Annotated in this window: 13 protein-coding genes; 2 read left to right on the forward strand and 11 right to left on the reverse strand. The window is 33.7% G+C overall.

The genetic code is table 11. The features are described 5' to 3' along the window. From BFJ87_RS12760 to BFJ87_RS12775, 4 genes are all read right to left on the reverse strand, one after another. Positions 1-2358, reverse strand: a complete 2358-nt coding sequence (locus tag BFJ87_RS12760) for an ABC transporter permease (RefSeq protein ID WP_077405207.1) — start codon at positions 2356-2358, stop codon at positions 1-3. 52 nt (positions 2359-2410) lie between these two features. Next, positions 2411-3112: an ABC transporter ATP-binding protein gene (locus tag BFJ87_RS12765; RefSeq protein ID WP_077405210.1), complete on the reverse strand. Its 702-nt coding sequence runs from the start codon at positions 3110-3112 to the stop codon at positions 2411-2413. 115 nt (positions 3113-3227) lie between these two features. Then, a complete protein-coding gene (locus BFJ87_RS12770) occupies positions 3228-4478 on the reverse strand; it encodes an efflux RND transporter periplasmic adaptor subunit (RefSeq protein WP_077405213.1) in 1251 nt (416 codons plus the stop codon). Between the two features lie 14 nt (positions 4479-4492). After that, positions 4493-5839, reverse strand: a complete 1347-nt coding sequence (locus BFJ87_RS12775; protein ID WP_077405216.1) for a TolC family protein — start codon at positions 5837-5839, stop codon at positions 4493-4495. Between the two features lie 214 nt (positions 5840-6053). Between BFJ87_RS12775 and BFJ87_RS12785 the strand changes: the two genes are divergently transcribed. Next, positions 6054-7424, forward strand: a complete 1371-nt coding sequence (locus BFJ87_RS12785; RefSeq protein WP_077405222.1) for a sigma-54-dependent transcriptional regulator — start codon at positions 6054-6056, stop codon at positions 7422-7424. Then, the gene (locus BFJ87_RS12790; protein ID WP_077405225.1) at positions 7414-8763 is read left to right on the forward strand and encodes a sensor histidine kinase; all 1350 of its coding nucleotides are present in this window, start codon (positions 7414-7416) and stop codon (positions 8761-8763) included. The genes BFJ87_RS12785 and BFJ87_RS12790 overlap by 11 nt, the downstream gene beginning before the upstream one ends. 6 nt (positions 8764-8769) lie before the next feature. Here the strand turns inward: BFJ87_RS12790 and arfB are convergent, their stop codons facing one another. The 7 genes from arfB to BFJ87_RS12825 form a co-directional block, all read right to left on the reverse strand. Further along, complete coding sequence (arfB, locus tag BFJ87_RS12795) at positions 8770-9174, reverse strand: alternative ribosome rescue aminoacyl-tRNA hydrolase ArfB (RefSeq protein ID WP_077405228.1); 405 nt, start codon at positions 9172-9174, stop codon at positions 8770-8772. 4 nt (positions 9175-9178) lie between these two features. Continuing rightward, positions 9179-10150, reverse strand: coding sequence for an ABC transporter ATP-binding protein (locus BFJ87_RS12800; RefSeq protein ID WP_077405232.1), 972 nt, complete (start codon positions 10148-10150; stop codon positions 9179-9181). 58 nt (positions 10151-10208) lie between these two features. Beyond that, positions 10209-12356 (reverse strand): prolyl oligopeptidase family serine peptidase, encoded by a 2148-nt coding sequence (locus BFJ87_RS12805; protein WP_077405235.1) that lies wholly within the window; start codon positions 12354-12356, stop codon positions 10209-10211. 219 nt (positions 12357-12575) lie between these two features. Beyond that, entirely contained in the window at positions 12576-13565 is a 990-nt protein-coding gene (locus tag BFJ87_RS12810; protein WP_077405238.1) for an aspartate-semialdehyde dehydrogenase, read from the reverse strand. Between the two features lie 173 nt (positions 13566-13738). Continuing rightward, entirely contained in the window at positions 13739-14140 is a 402-nt protein-coding gene (gene mscL / locus BFJ87_RS12815; RefSeq protein ID WP_077405241.1) for a large conductance mechanosensitive channel protein MscL, read from the reverse strand. Between the two features lie 64 nt (positions 14141-14204). Next, positions 14205-15311 carry an alanine racemase gene (gene alr / locus BFJ87_RS12820; RefSeq protein ID WP_077405244.1) on the reverse strand — a complete coding sequence of 369 codons (1107 nt, stop codon included), beginning with the start codon at positions 15309-15311 and terminating at the stop codon, positions 14205-14207. Further along, complete coding sequence (locus tag BFJ87_RS12825) at positions 15304-15948, reverse strand: thymidine kinase (protein WP_077405247.1); 645 nt, start codon at positions 15946-15948, stop codon at positions 15304-15306. The genes alr and BFJ87_RS12825 overlap by 8 nt, the downstream gene beginning before the upstream one ends. Positions 15949-16049: the final 101 nt, after the last annotated feature.

Genomic DNA, 16049 nt, shown 5'->3' on the forward strand with positions numbered 1-16049 from the left:
TTACTCTGTTCGTAAGCTTTTTACAGGGTTATTTACAGCTGCTTTTATTGCCTGAAAACTTACAGTTAGCATAGCAATTGTAATGGCCCCTAAGCCTGCCAAAGCAAACATCCACCATTGTATATTTATGCGGTAAGCATAACTTTGTAACCAGCTAGACATTGCCCACCAAGCCAGCGGTATGGCTATAGCAATAGACAATAGTACTAGCCTAATAAAATCTTTAGAAAGTAGGTTTACTATATTAGCTACGCTAGCACCTAAAACTTTACGCACACCAATTTCTTTACTTCTTTGTTCTGATGTGTATGCTGCTAAACCAAATAAACCCAAACACGAAATAAGTATAGCTAATATTGCAAACAGTTTAGATAATGTACCTACCAACATTTCACTTTTAAACTTTTGGTTAAACGCATCGTCTACAAACTCATACTCAAACGGAAAAGCTGCATTGTGTTTTTGCATAACACTTGCCATTGCCGCTATTGCCTTTTTAGTGTCTGCAGTTTTAGCAATACGCACATACATATATTGCGCCTCTGTAGGTGCATTAAGAAAAATTACAGGATCGCTCTTCCCGTACATATCACCATATAAAAAGTCTTTAACTACACCAACAACATTGTATTTATCTTCTCCAAAATAAATGCTTTTACCTACTGCCGAAACAGGATCTATAAGTTTTGCAAATGACTCTGTTATTATAAAATTTACGCTGTCTATATCTTGATTTTCTTTAAAATTTCTACCATCAATAATTTCCATTCCTGCAGTAGATAGAAAATCTGAATTTATGTATCTAAATGATATAAGCATTTCACTATTTTCATCTGCCATACCAGACCAAGTTGCTCCAGACCCGTTATTACCAATAGATAAAGTATTGTAGCTATTTAAACCTACATTGCTTATGAACCCTGTAGCTTTCATATCTTGTTTTATAGCGGTATAATTTTTAACCATATCACCTCTTACGTGCATAGTTACAAGGTTAGATTTGTTGTAGCCTAACTGTCTGTTTTTTACGTGTTGTACTTGCTTATACACCACTATAGTGCAAATTATTAATATGATGGATGCTGCAAACTGGGTTACAACCAATCCTTTTCTAATAAAAACAGATCCTTTTTGATTGCTACTTATACCCTTTAAAACAGTTACTGGCAAAAATGAAGACAAATAAAATGCCGGATAGCAACCTGCAAAAACACCACAAAAAACAGTTATACCAAGTAAAACCAACCAATGTAAAGGGTTAGCTAACCCCATTACCAATTGTTTTTCTATTATGATATTAAACTGCGGCAACACCAAAAATATAAGCAGTACGCTTACCAATGTAGCAATTGTAGATATGACTAAAGATTCTGCTACAAACTGAAAAATTAAGCGTTTACGACCAGCACCTAAAACTTTACGCACACCAACCTCGTTAGCTCTTTTTGCACTGCGTGCCGTAGAAAGATTCATAAAATTAATACAGGCAATTACTAAAATAATCCAAGCAATTACAGAGAATAAATTTACATACACTATTCTGCCTCCTACTTGTACACCACCTTCAAAATTATCACGTAAACGCCAATCTAGCATACTATGCATAAAAGCATAGGTATCACTATCTTCTGCTTTAGTTTGCAAAAACTTTTTTACGGTAGTATTTACAACAGCCGCATCTGCATTTTTGGTAAGTTGTATATAAGTTTCTACCGAGTTATTTTCCCACTCTTGTAAATACTCTTTATCCTTTGCATATGGCTCAAAAGGAGCCAGCCAATTAAACTTTACGGTAACATTTTCTGGAAAATCTTCTACAACGCCAGTTACCGTATAGGTTGTTGTTTGGTCTACTTTTAAAACTCTGCCTACTGCATTATTACCTTCACCAAAAAATTGTGATGCCGTTTCATTAGTAAGTATTACTGCATCTGTACTGCTAAAGGCCGTTTGTACATTACCTTGTATAAATTTTAAACTAAATATGTTTATAAAGTCGATATCTGCGTAATATCCCTTTTTGTAAAACGATTTTTCATCAATGGTAAAAAGATGCTCTTCATCCCTAACTCTTGTTGCATTTACTATGCCTGGCACTTCTTTTTTTAAAGCTTCTGCCAAAGGTCCCGGTGTAGAGCTAAATGTACGCCACTCACCATTATACTGTTGATTTGTTGGCAAATAATACACCTGTTCTTTATTAGGAAAAATGGCGTCGTAGTTTACCTCATCTTCTACCCATAAAAAAATAAGACTGGCGCAGGTAATGCCCATTGCTAACCCAAAAATATTAAGAAAACTATAGCCTTTATTTTTTAATAGACTCCTAAACGCAATTTTAAAATAATTTTTGAACATGGTGATTGGCTATTTTGATTGATTGATGATTTTGATTGATGATGAACTCTACTTATTTTGAAGCTACTGCCTCAAAAGGTTTGTTGTGACTTTCTGTAACTATTTGGCCGTCAAAAAGGTTTACTACCCTGTGCGCGTAATGCGAGTCTCTGTCTGAGTGTGTTACCATTACTATAGTTGTGCCTTCTTGGTTTAACTCGGTTAACAGGTTCATTACCTCTATTCCGTTTTTAGAGTCTAGGTTACCTGTTGGCTCATCTGCAAGTATTAGTTTTGGGTTTGTAACTACTGCTCTGGCAATGGCTACACGTTGTTGCTGTCCTCCAGATAATTGCTGCGGAAAGTGTTTTTCTCTGTGTGCAATTTTCATACGCTCTAAAACTTCTCTTACTTTTTGTTTGCGCTCTGCCTTGTTCATTTTTAAATAGATAAGTGGTAGCTCTACGTTTTCAAAAACCGTAAGTTCATCTATTAAATTAAAGCTCTGAAAAACAAAACCTAAGTTGCCTTTGCGCAAACCGGTACGTTGGTTTTCTTTTAAGCCTCCTACTTCATGGCCTGCAAATTGGTAACTACCTTCTGACGGGTTGTCTAACATACCTATTATATTTAGTAAGGTAGATTTGCCACAACCTGATGGCCCCATTATGGCAACAAACTCTCCTTGACCCACATTTAGGTTTACACTGTTTAGCGCAAGGGTTTCTACTTCTTCTGTTCTAAAACTTTTTTTAAGGTCTTTAATTTGTATCATTTTGTTGATTGATTTTTTTTATGTGATTATATCTTGTGTTAGGGATTGTAGTGTAAATCCTTTTTTATTTTTTTAAAAAAAGATTGCAACGTAAAGCCCGCCCGAAGGGAACACCCTATTTTAAAACTATTTTTTCTGCCTCTCCAAATGTGTCATAATTAGAGGTTATTACTTTTTCACCAGCTTGCAACCCTTCTAGAACTTCGTAATATTTAGAGTTTTGCTTTCCTATTCTTATGTTACGTTTTAATGCCTCTGTACCATCTGGGTTTACTACAAAAATCCACTGGCCACCTGTACTTTGGAAAAAACTACCTTTAGATATTAAAAGCGCATCTGATGAGGCTCCTAATTGTAGTTTTACATTAAAACTTTGTCCTGCACGTATATTTTCTGGTTTTTCTGCTGTAAAAACTAAATCTACTTTAAACTTACCACCACGAACCTCTGGGTACACTTTACGTAAACGTAAGTTGTATGTTTTGCCGTTGCGCTCAAAAGAGGCGTTTAAATCTCTTTTTACACGGTCTATATAATGCTCGTCTATTTCTGCTTCTATTTTATAATCTGTTAGCACGTTTATTTGTCCTATACGCTGACCTTGATTTATGCTTTGCCCTATTTCTGCATCTAAAAACCCTAGTTGACCATCTGCTGGCGCACGTACATTTAAATGGTCTAAACGCTCATAAACCATAGATAAAGTTTTTTGCATTCTGTTTAAATCTGTATCTAAACCAGCCAATGAGGTTTTTCTCATTTTATCATCTTGCTCTGTTTGTATTTTTACTATGTTGTGCTGCTTTAAAGATAATTCGTAATTTTCTTTTGCAGTTAAAAAAGCCTCTTTAGAGATTAATTCGTCCTTATATAGTTCTTGGTTTTGCTCGTAATTACGTTTTAAACGTGTTAGCTCGTAAGATGCTGTAGCTAAAGATTTACGCCCTTCTACTTGCCTAGAGTCAAAGGTTAATTTGGTAGATCTTAAATCGTTTTGCTTTAGTGCTAAGTTACTTTCACTAGCTAAAATTTGCTCGTAAAGGTTACTGTTTTCTAGTTTTAAAATAATGTCTCCTTTTTTAACCATTGCACCTTCTTCTATCAGTTTTTCGGTTACTCTACCACCTTCATAAGCATCCATATAAATAGTTGCTATTGGTGCTGCGCTACCGTTAATGGTTATGTAATCATCAAACTTACCCTGCGTAACCTCACTAATAGATAATTTGTCTTTTTCTGTTCTAAACGTAGCTACAGAACTACTGCCTATTAATTTATATGCTGCAAAAGCTACTACTAGCCCAATTGCAATGTATGCGTAGTGTTTTGGGCGTAATCCTTTTTTCTTTTCTAGTTGAATATCCATCTATATTGTTCTTATTAGTTGATGTTAAATACTGGTAATCCGTTGTAAAAATCTAATGTACTTTGGTTTACTTTTAATCTTATTTGTACTTGTAAATTCTCGTTTTGTGCTGTGGTATATAGTACTTTTGCTTGGTATAGTTCTACCGCAGAAATCATTTCCTTTTCGTACCTTTTTTGTGCTATTGAAAAACTTAGTTCTTGCGCTTTTAATTTTTTTAAACTTTGTAAATTTTCTACTTCTAAAGCATTTTTTTCTTGTACCAATTGTTGTATTAATTTGTACAATTCTTGCTCTTGTATTTTTAAATTATTTTCTGCCTGTTGCAACGCTATTTTTTGTTGTTTAATTTCTGATCTACCAGACCATTTGTTACTAATAGGAATGTTCATAGACAAACCTATAGACCTAGATGCGTTGTCTCTTATTTGATTTTTAAATGATATTATCTCGTTTGTTATTTCGTCTGTATTAGTCTCATAATAACCTGTGCCATAGCCAGCAAATAAAGATAATGATGGGTATAAGCTTCCTCTAGCAATAGCTACTTGTTTTTGTGCAGCCTTTACCTTTAATTGCCCTGCTTTTATACTAGGCAAAAATGTTTGTGCCTTTGTATACACACTATTAGTTTGTAATGTAGCATCGGTTTCCTTTTTAAGGTCTAAGGCATTTGCTTTTAAGGTTATGGTAGACACGTTTTCTAAATTCATTTCTTGAATTAAATTTAGTTTTGCAGCAGCCAATTGGTTTTCTGCTTGTGTTGCAGCTAACTTATCTGTTAATAAAACAGATTCTGCCTCGTACAAATCTGCTTTAGCAATTAAACCTAACTCCAATTGTTTTTTTACAAATGCATAATTGGTATCTGATATACTTACTTGCTCTTTGGCAATTTCTAAGGCTCCTTCAAAAAAACGAATGTCATAAAAGGCAGACATTACCCTAAATGCTAACAAGTATTTTTGTTGCTGTGCATCTTGTTGCACTGCTTTGTAAATATACTTTGTTGCTTTAATACTATTTATTCTCTGAAAACCTCTAAAAATATCTAAAGAAGAATTTAAATTATAATTGTTAGAGAAAAAATCTGTGTCTATGATATTATTGTTATTTGGATCTACAGACCTACCATACCTAATATCATAACTTGCAGAACCATTTATAATTGGCAGCAAATTACGTACGGCTTGCTTGTGTGTTTCTTTGCTAGATGCAACCGTATACTCCTGATTTTTTAATTCTAAATTATGCGTTATAGCATAGTTTATACACTCATCTAAAGACCAGCTTTGTTGTGCACTACTTGGTAAGCTTACCAAGAGTACCAAAAATAGAATATGTTTAATTTTTACGTTCATAACTTTTATTGTGTGCCAAAACTAAAACCATTGTTGTGCCAAAAACATAAATACCTAAAAAACAAGCGTTTAAAAACAAAACTAATGCCCAAGGAAAATGTAAGTGTAAAATATATATACAAATAATGTCTAATTTTTTTACACATTTAATATTGTAATATATATCATTTGTAGTTTTATTGCATAAACCTTCCTCAACCCAAACAACTTTATAATGCAAAAAGGTAAAGTATTAATTGTAGATGACAATAAAAGTGTATTAAGTGCTTTAGAAATTTTATTACAGTTTGAATATGAAAAAGTAGATACCTTAGGAAACCCTAACCTTTTGTCTTCTTTTAAAAATTTAGCTGACTATGACATAGTATTGTTAGATATGAACTTTTCTGCCGGTGTAAATACCGGTAATGAAGGTTTGTACTGGAACAGAGAAATTAAAAAGCGAGCTCCGCATATTTCTGTTATTATGATGACAGCCTATGGCGCAATAGACCTTGCTGTACAAGCTTTAAAAGAAGGGGCTACAGATTTTATTTTAAAACCATGGAATAATGACAAGCTACTTGCAACATTAAAATCTGCTTACCAATTACGTAAATCTCAAAAAGAAGTTTCTAAACTAAAAGAGAAAGAAAGTTCTTTAAAACAGGTTATTAACCAAAATAAAAATTACATTATTGGCAACTCTAAAGCATTAACATCTGTATTAAACTTGGTGCAAAAAGTAGCTAAGACCGATGTAAATGTACTAGTTACTGGTGAGAACGGAACAGGAAAAGAATTAATTGCAAGAGAGTTACACAACTTATCTAACCGTAAAAATGAGGTTTTTATTGGTGTTGATATGGGCTCTATATCTGAAACTTTGTTTGAAAGTGAACTTTTTGGACACACAAAGGGTGCTTTTACAGATGCCAAAGAAGACAGAGCTGGTAAGTTTGAAGCTGCCAATGGCGGAACGTTATTTTTAGATGAAATTGGTAACCTAAGCTTACAAACTCAGGCTAAACTACTCTCTGCCATACAAAACCGTGTTGTAGTACGTGTAGGCTCTAACAAACCAATACCCGTAGATATTAGGTTGGTTTGTGCTACCAATTGCAATTTAGAAAAAATGGTTGCAGATGGTTTATTTAGAGAAGATTTACTTTACCGTATTAATACCATACACGTGCAAGTACCTGCACTTAGAGAACGAGATGGAGATATACTAATTTTGGCAGATTTTTACTTAAATAAATTTATGTCTAAATATGGTAAACTTGGTTTGCGTATTAATAATCAGGCTCAAGAAAAATTACTTGCTTATAGCTGGCCTGGTAATATTAGAGAATTGCAACACACTATGGAAAGAGCTGTTATTTTATGCGATGGAAATGTGCTTAAACCAACAGATTTTATTTTAAATGAGAAGGGAACTCCTACCTTAGATACTACTAATGTTACCTTATCTGAAATGGAATTGCTATTGATTAACGATGCTTTAAAAAAGCACGATGGTAATTATAGTGCCGCTGCTAACCAATTGGGTATATCTAGACAAACATTATATAACAAAATTAAAAAAACAGGAAATGGCGAGTAAAAGCTTCTATTTTCAATTAGTGTTAAGGGTTGTTTTTATTACACTTTCTGCTGTTGGACTAGCCTATTTTGGCCTACAAAAAAATTACATAGTTTCTAGTGCTTTTTTTATTGCATTGATTTTGCTTACCGTTTTTTTAATTAATTACGTAAACCATACCAACCGTAAAATTGCGTATTTTTTTGAGTCTATAAAAAATGAAGATTTTACACTACGTTTTCCTGAGTACGAAAATGTAAAATCTTTAAAAGAACTAAATCGTAGTCTTAATATGCTTAATGCTATGATACATAAAATACACGTAAAAAATCAGGTTCAGGAAAAATACTATCAGGAAATACTTAAGCACGCAGATATTGGTATTTTAACCATAAATGATAAGGGGCATATACTTTTTGCCAACCCTAAAGTAGAGCATTTACTAAATTACAAACCACTAAACCACATTAAACAATTACAGCAAGTAGATACTAATTTGTATAATTTATTTGCCAAACTAGAGCCTTTTCAGCGTAAATTAATAGAGTTAACCAACGAAAGGGAAAGAATACAACTTACTTTAAAATCTACTACCGTTACACTAGACAACCAAAATTTACTATTGGTAGTTGTGCAAGACATACAAAGAGAGTTAGAAGAAAAAGAAGCAGATTCTTGGGAGAAATTAATTCGTGTTTTAACGCATGAAATTATGAATACCATAGCGCCAATAACATCAATATCTGAATCTATTTTAAATTATTACAAAAAAGAAGACGGTCTAATACCTCTTGAAGAATTAACCGAAAAGCACATACAAAATACCTCTAAAGGCTTAGCCGTTGTTAAAGAACAAGGAAATAACTTAATGGATTTTGTACAGAGTTACCGTAGCTTTTTAAGTATTCCATCACCAGATAAAAGTCTTGTAAAAGCACAAGATTTAATTCACAAAGTATTTGTTTTGGTAGACCAAGAAAACCAGAATACCAATATTAATTTTGCCTCTAATTTAACTGCAGAAAATTTAGCCTTTTTTATAGATGAAAAACAAATTACACAGGTGCTTTTAAACCTGTGTAAAAATGCAGTACAATCTATAGGCGAACAAGAAAACGGGAAAATTATAGTTACTGCAGGCGTTACAGATGAAAACGAAAAATTTATTACCGTTGCAGATAATGGCCCTGGTATACCTCCAGAGTTAATAGATGAGATTTTTATTCCGTTTTTTACAACCAAAAATACTGGAACCGGAATTGGCCTTAGCTTGTCTAAACAAATATTAAGGCTACACGGCGGAAGCTTAAAATTAAGAAGTACTCCAAACCAAGAAACTGTTTTTACGCTGTTGTTTTAAATTATATCAATCTAAACTTGGTCTTTTACGGTTTGCTTTTTTTAAGGCCGATTTCTTTTTAGTGTTCAATCGTTTTTCAATAGCAGATCTAGATGGCTTTGTTTTTTTACGCTTTTTAGGCACCACTAAAGCCGACTTTATTAGTTCTAAAAAACGTTTTATTGCTAGTTCTTTATTTTTATGCTGACTCCTAGAATCATCACATTGCAACAACAATACATTTTCTTTTGTGAGTCTGTTACTTAGTTTTAGTAACAATCGCTCTTTTTCTTTATCTGTAACTGCCGTAGAGTTTTGCAAATCGTACGTAAGCTCTATTTTAGTAGACACTTTATTTACGTGCTGGCCACCAGCACCACTACTACGCACTGCTTTAAATTGCAACTCCTGTACTATCTGTGCTGTATCCAAAACCTTATTCTATTCTTTTATTTAGTGTTTCTAAAGAAACATTTAAGAACACTTTTTTGCCTACTTCTATACTTTTAGGATGCGTAAAAAATAAGCTTTGCTCCTCCGTTACACCTTCCATTAAATAATAAGCGCCCATTGCATAACAATTAATTACACGTACTTTTATTCCAGAAGTTTCAGATACTTTAAATTCATGTGCATATACAATTATATACTTTTGGGATTCTGCATCCTCTTTTATAGTAGAAACAGGGATAAGGTTTGCCTCTGCAAATAAACTTGCTATGTATAATGACTTTGGGTTGTTGTATAGGTCTTCTGTTTTTTGATTTGCTAAAACAACTTGGTCTTTTACTACTAATATCCTATCTGCAAATGGCAACACTTCTTTCTCGTCATGAGTAGCAACAATACAAGTAATTTTTTTACGCTTTAAATAGCTAAATAATCTTCTACGTAAACTATTTTTTCTAAAATTATCTATGTGACTAAAAGGTTCGTCTAACAATAACAACTCTGGTTCTTGTGCCAATACTCTAGCCAAAGCCACACGCTGTTGTTGCCCACCACTTAACAATTTCACTTTTGTTTTAGCAAAACTGGTCATTTCTACCATTTCTAAAAGCTCTTGGGTTCTAGCCTTTAATTCTTCTGGATAAAACACAGATAAATACTGACTCACATTTTCTTCTACCGTAATAAAAGGCATTAAATCAAAATCTTGAGATAGGTATTTCATATACTTTTCCCCTGGAATTAAATTGTAATCTGGCCCTAAAACTTGGTTGTCTTTCCAAAAAATAGTTCCTTCCTTTAATTGAAGAAGTCCGTATATAATTTTTAAAAGTGTGCTTTTTCCGCTACCACTTTCTCCTAAAACTGCCAGGTATTCGCCTTCATTTACTGTAAAGTCTATGTTTTTTAGAACTGGCGTTGTGTTGTATGAAAATGATATATTGTTTACGTGTAACATAAATAGATAAAAAAATCCGTTTCTAGTAAGAAACGGATTTTTTTGAAATTAATAGTTCTTATTCTTTAAAATCTTTTAAAACTGCCTTATTTGGCAACTCTTTATATCCCATATTAAATAATGTAAATGCTTGCACATCTACTTGCTCATTAATTATAGCTTCGGTAGATTTACCAGCTCCGTGACCAGCATTAATATCTATTCTAATTAATGTTGGGTTAGCCCCAGTTTGTTTTTCTTGTAACTCTGCCGCAAACTTAAAACTGTGTGCAGGCACAACCCTATCATCATGGTCTCCTGTAGTTATTAAAGTTGCAGGGTATGCTACCCCTTTTTTAACGTTATGCACTGGTGAGTAGCCTAATAAATAATTAAACATTTCTTTGTTGTCTTCTGCTGTCCCGTAGTCATAAGCCCAACCAGCACCTGCTGTAAATGTATGGTAGCGCAGCATATCTAAAACACCTACTGCAGGCAGTGCTACTTTAGCTAAATCTGGACGCTGCGTCATTGTTGCACCAACCAATAAACCACCGTTAGAGCCACCTCTAAGTGCCAAATATTCTGGTGTAGTGTACTTATTTTCTATTAAGTATTCTGCTGCCGCTATAAAATCGTCAAAAACATTTTGCTTTTGTTGTTTTGTACCAGCATCATGCCATTTTTTACCATACTCGCCACCACCTCTTAAATTGGGAACAGCATACACACCACCTTGCTCCATCCAAACAGCATTACTAATACTAAAACTAGGGGTTAGGCTTACATTAAAGCCACCGTAACCATAAAGTATAGTTGGATTTTTACCGTTTAGTTCTAATCCTTTTTTATAGGTAATTATCATTGGTATTTTTGTGCCATCTTTAGAACCATAAAATACTTGTTTAGACTCGTAATCATCCGAATTAAAATCTATGTTTGGACTCCAATATTGTTTGTATTTGCCTGTTTCTACGTTATAGCTATAAGATGATCCTGGTGTATTGTAGTTGGTAAAAGAAAAGTAAAACTCTTTTTCTTCTTTTTTACCTCCAAAACCTGAAGCTGTACCAACACCCGGAAGCTCAATAGTACGTACCAAATCTCCTTTATAATTATATTGTAATACTTTAGATATAGCATCTACCATATAATTGGCAAAAAAGTAACCACCACCAGTACCTGCTGTAAGCACATTATCTGTTTCTGGTATAAAATCTACCCAATTTTCTGGTGTGGGATTACTAAAATCTGTAACAACTACCTTTTGGTTAGGTGCGTTTAAATTGGTTACTACATATAGTTTAGTGCCAACATTATCTATTACATAAGTATCAGATTTTGTGTGTTCAACTACTGTTTTTACCTCATTAGTTTCTAAATCTTTTAAATATAATTTATTACCAGATGTAGATACTGCTGCTGTAATTTGTAAATATTTACCATCCTCGGTAACACTACCGCCAACATACCTATGTTTTTCTTCCGGTGTGCCTCCAAAAACCAGCTCGTCTGTGCTTTGTAGTGTTTTTAGTTTATGGTAATATAGTTTGTGCTGGTCTGTTTTTGCAGACAACTCGCTTCCTTTTGGCTTGTCATAACTAGAGTAAAAGAAACCCTCATTACCTTTCCAAGATAAGCCGCTGAATTTTACGTCTACCAAAGTATCTTCTACAACGGTTTTTGTTTTTGCATCTAAAACAATAATTTTTCGCCAGTCGCTACCACCTTCAGATATTAAGTACGCTGCCAAAGAACCATCTTTAGAAAAACTTAAACCTGCTAATGATGTTGTACCATCTTCTGAAAACTTGTTAGGGTCTAAAAAAACCTCTTCTTCGCCATCTTTTTTTCTATAGATTACAGATTGATTCTGTAATCCATTATTTTTTGAAAAATAAGTGTAATCTCCTTCTTTAAAAGGTGCACCTAATTTTTCATAATTCCATAGTTTTTCTAGTCTTTGTTTTAAGCTTTCTCTAAACGGAATTTGATCTAAATACCCAAAGGTTATTTTATTTTGCTCTTTAACCCAAGATTCTGTTTCTGTACTACGGTCATCTTCTAACCAGCGGTATGGGTCTGCTACAGTTGTACCAAAATAATTGGTTACGGTGTCTACCTTATTGGTTGATGGGTATGAGGTCATAATTGCTTCTTTTTTTGAAGGTGATTTACAGGCTACAAAGGTAATAGCAGTAAAAATAAATATGCTTAATTGTTTCATAAGAATTTGTTTATTTTTAGGTTGATAAAACTTAACTGTATTGAATTTAGAGCTTTATGCTTTTAAAAATAATACAAAAAAACCTTTAAGAAGTATTCTTCTTAAAGGTTTCTATTTTTTTGTGTTAGGGATTGCAATGAAAATCCTTTTTTATTTTTCTTAAAAAAGATTGCAATGTAAAGCCCGCCCGTTAGGAACACCCAAAACTACAACTGCCTGTTACAGTAGCTTATTATTGTTAAGGTATTCTGCAATTTGCACGGCATTTGTTGCTGCTCCTTTACGTAGGTTGTCTGCAACTATCCACATATTTAATGTGTTTGCTTGCGACTCATCTCTACGGATACGACCTACAAAAACATCGTCTTTATTGTGTGCGTAAACTGGCATTGGGTAGGTGTTTGTATCTGGATTGTCTTGTACAACTACGCCTGCTGTTTTGCTTAATATTTGCCTTACCTCGCTAACGTCTGCATCATTATAAAACTCTACGTTTACAGACTCTGAGTGACCACCTGCTGTTGGTATACGCACTGCTGTTGCTGTTAATGAAAAAGTGCGATCGTTAAATATTTTTTGTGGTTCACGAGATAGTTTCATCTCTTCTTTTGTGTAACCGTTATCCATAAAAACGTCACAATGTGGTAACGCATTTCTGCTAATTGGGTAAGGATATGCCATTTCTCCTTTTATACCAGCCGTCTCATTCTCTAATTGTTTTACCGCTTTTACGCCTGTACCAGAAACCGATTGGTAGGTAGAAACCACTACGCGTTTCATTTTATATTTTGCATGCAAAGGTGCCAAAACCATTACTAATTGTATGGTAGAGCAGTTTGGGTTTGCAATAATTTTGTCTTCTTTGGTTAGTTCACTAGCATTAATTTCTGGAACTATTAATTTTTTGGTAGGATCCATACGCCAAGCAGAAGAATTGTCTACTACGGTTGTACCTACTTCTGCAAATTTTGGAGCCCATTCTAAAGAGGTGTCTCCGCCTGCAGAAAAAATTGCTAAATCTGGTTTTGCTTCAACAGCATCTGCTAAGCCAATAACGGTATGTTCTTTGCCGTTATAGGTCATTTTTTTACCTACAGAACGTTCTGAGGCTACTAATAATAACTCTGTTAATGGAAAATTACGTTCTTGTAATACGTTAAGCATTACTTCTCCTACCATTCCTGTGGCTCCAACTACGGCTACTTTCATTTTTATAATATTTAGAATAACAAATGTAGTTTAATGTAGTTTAACCGCCAAGCAACATTAAGAAGATTAAAATAAATATAACAAATTGTTTTATTTGTAACATTATGAAATAAAGCATAAAAAACCGCCAAGCTTAGTAATAAACTTGGCGGCTGTATGTGGTTATTAGTGAATTACTTTTTTAGTAAATCTCTAATTTGTGCTAATAACTCTTCTTGTGTTGGTCCTGCTGGTGCAGCTGGAGCCGGAGGAGTTTTTGTTTTGTTGTATGCTTTTACAATTATGAACAATACAAAACCAACAATAATAAGGTTAATTATTGCATTAATCCATTTTCCATATAATATTGCATTTTCTGGCTTAGTAACAGTTCCATCTGTAGCAACTACGGCTTCATCTAAAACAACTTTCATATCTGCAAAATCAATTCCTCCAGAGAAGTGACCTACAAGAGGCATCATAATATCGCTAACAAAACCGCTAACAACAAGACCCATTGCGCCTGCTAATAATACTGCAACCGCTAAGTCTATAACGTTGCCAGTCATAATAAAATTCTTAAATTCTTTTAACATGTTTAGTGTATTTATTTAGTTAATAGCTGCAATATAGTAAAAATTACAGTTTCTTAAAATTTTCTTAAAAATTAAAAACTCGTTTAACACGTTGTGATATGCCCGTTACTAGCTCATAAGAGATTGTACCGGCTGCAGTTGCCAATGCGTCTGCAGTGTAAGTTTCATTAAAAACTATAACCTCATCTCCTTCTTTACAGTCTATATTGGTAACGTTAACCATAATCATATCCATACAGGTATTACCAAGTATTGGTGCTTTTTTACCATTAATAAACACAAACCCTTTTTGGTTACCGTAAATTCTGCCTATTCCATCGGCATGGCCTACAGGAAGTGTTGCTGTTATCATTTTATTAGTGACTTTGTAAGCCATATTATACCCAACGCTTTGGTTTGGCTCTAAATAATGTAACTGAGAAATTACTGTTTTTAAACTCGCTATTGGTTTTAAATACACATCATACTTTACATCGTTACCAAAACCATACAACCCAATACCACTACGTACCATATTAAAGTGGGCATCTGGATAATTTAAAATACCAGATGTATTGCACATATGTTTTATAGGTGAATATCCAAGTAAACCATCTAATGTATTACTTATAGTTTTAAAACATTGTATTTGCTGATCTGTAAATTCTTTTTCTGTTAGATCTTCGGACGCTGCCATATGAGAAAAAGCAGAAGCCACTTTTATAGCCTCAGTTTCTGTTATTTTTTTTATAATTTGATCTATATCAACCTCTAAAAAGCCTAACCTATTTAAACCTGTATTAAATTTTAAATGTATTGGGTAATTTTGCTTGTTAATTGATGAAGCATATGCTATAAACTGATTTAAAACTCGGTCTGAATAAATACTTGGTTCTAAATTATAAGCCACAATTTCTTCAAAATTTACTTCTTGCGGATGTAAAACTAAAATTGGTGTTTGTATGCCTGCTTTACGTATTGCAACACCTTCACTAGTATATGCAACAGCTAAATAGTCTGCTCCTAGTTCTGTTATTTTTTTTGCAATTTGTACCTGGTCACTACCATAGGCAAATGCTTTAACTACAGCTAAAAACATTGTCTTTGGCTGCAATTTTGACTTTAGGTATTTGTAATTTTGCTCTAGATATTTTAAGTTAATTTCTAAAACAGTTTCTGTTGCCTTAGGCATTACTATTTTTTTTTGGGTCTTTTATTTGCTCTGCGTCCACGTCTATAGTTTTTACCTTTTCTTTAAGCATTGCTTTGTAATAAGCTGCCCTACTTAGTGGCTCATACTCTTCAGTTTCACCTAGCATTACTAAATTATCATTATTAGATTTTCTAAAACTATAATTGGCTAAATTACCCGTACGTGTACAAATTGCATGCACTTTAGTTACATACTCTGCTGTAGCCATTAAGGCTGGCATTGGCCCAAATGGGTTTCCTTTAAAGTCCATATCTAAACCAGCAACCAAAACACGTATGCCTTTGTTAGCCAAATCATTACAAACTGTTACAATTTCGTCATCAAAAAACTGAGCTTCATCTATACCTACAACATCACAACCGTCTGCCAACAACCGTATATTTGCCGCAGCAGGCACTGGCGTAGACCTTATTTCATTTGCATCATGAGACACTACCATTTCTTCATGGTAGCGTGTATCTACAATAGGCTTAAAAATTTCAACTTTTTGCTTCGCAAACTGCGCACGTTTTAATCTTCTAATTAGTTCTTCTGTCTTACCAGAGAACATAGATCCGCAAATAACCTCTATCCAGCCAAATTGTTCTTTAGGGTTAACCGTATTTTCAAGAAACATTTTGTATTTTTAGACGAAAATAAAGCGTTTTTCGTTCTTATTTAGTAGATCGATTAAAATTATTGAAAATTTTAACCAGATAAAGTTTTAAAATATTAGGG

Source organism: Cellulophaga omnivescoria, from assembly GCF_001999725.1.
In the GTDB taxonomy this organism is placed as follows: Bacteria; Bacteroidota; Bacteroidia; order Flavobacteriales; family Flavobacteriaceae; genus Cellulophaga; species Cellulophaga omnivescoria.

What these genes read in the sequence shown, in the direction of transcription:
- BFJ87_RS12775 (WP_077405216.1), bottom strand. Translation starts at nt 5,839, where the DNA reads ATGAACGTAAAAATTAAACATATTCTATTTTTGGTACTCTTGGTAAGC.
- BFJ87_RS12805 (WP_077405235.1), bottom strand. Translation starts at nt 12,356, where the DNA reads ATGAAACAATTAAGCATATTTATTTTTACTGCTATTACCTTTGTAGCC.
- BFJ87_RS12765 (WP_077405210.1), bottom strand. Translation starts at nt 3,112, where the DNA reads ATGATACAAATTAAAGACCTTAAAAAAAGTTTTAGAACAGAAGAAGTA.
- BFJ87_RS12800 (WP_077405232.1), bottom strand. Translation starts at nt 10,150, where the DNA reads ATGTTACACGTAAACAATATATCATTTTCATACAACACAACGCCAGTT.
- BFJ87_RS12810 (WP_077405238.1), bottom strand. Translation starts at nt 13,565, where the DNA reads ATGAAAGTAGCCGTAGTTGGAGCCACAGGAATGGTAGGAGAAGTAATG.
- mscL (WP_077405241.1), bottom strand. Translation starts at nt 14,140, where the DNA reads ATGTTAAAAGAATTTAAGAATTTTATTATGACTGGCAACGTTATAGAC.
- BFJ87_RS12770 (WP_077405213.1), bottom strand. Translation starts at nt 4,478, where the DNA reads ATGGATATTCAACTAGAAAAGAAAAAAGGATTACGCCCAAAACACTAC.
- BFJ87_RS12825 (WP_077405247.1), bottom strand. Translation starts at nt 15,948, where the DNA reads ATGTTTCTTGAAAATACGGTTAACCCTAAAGAACAATTTGGCTGGATA.
- BFJ87_RS12785 (WP_077405222.1), top strand. Translation starts at nt 6,054, where the DNA reads ATGCAAAAAGGTAAAGTATTAATTGTAGATGACAATAAAAGTGTATTA.
- BFJ87_RS12760 (WP_077405207.1), bottom strand. Translation starts at nt 2,358, where the DNA reads ATGTTCAAAAATTATTTTAAAATTGCGTTTAGGAGTCTATTAAAAAAT.
- BFJ87_RS12790 (WP_077405225.1), top strand. Translation starts at nt 7,414, where the DNA reads ATGGCGAGTAAAAGCTTCTATTTTCAATTAGTGTTAAGGGTTGTTTTT.
- alr (WP_077405244.1), bottom strand. Translation starts at nt 15,311, where the DNA reads ATGCCTAAGGCAACAGAAACTGTTTTAGAAATTAACTTAAAATATCTA.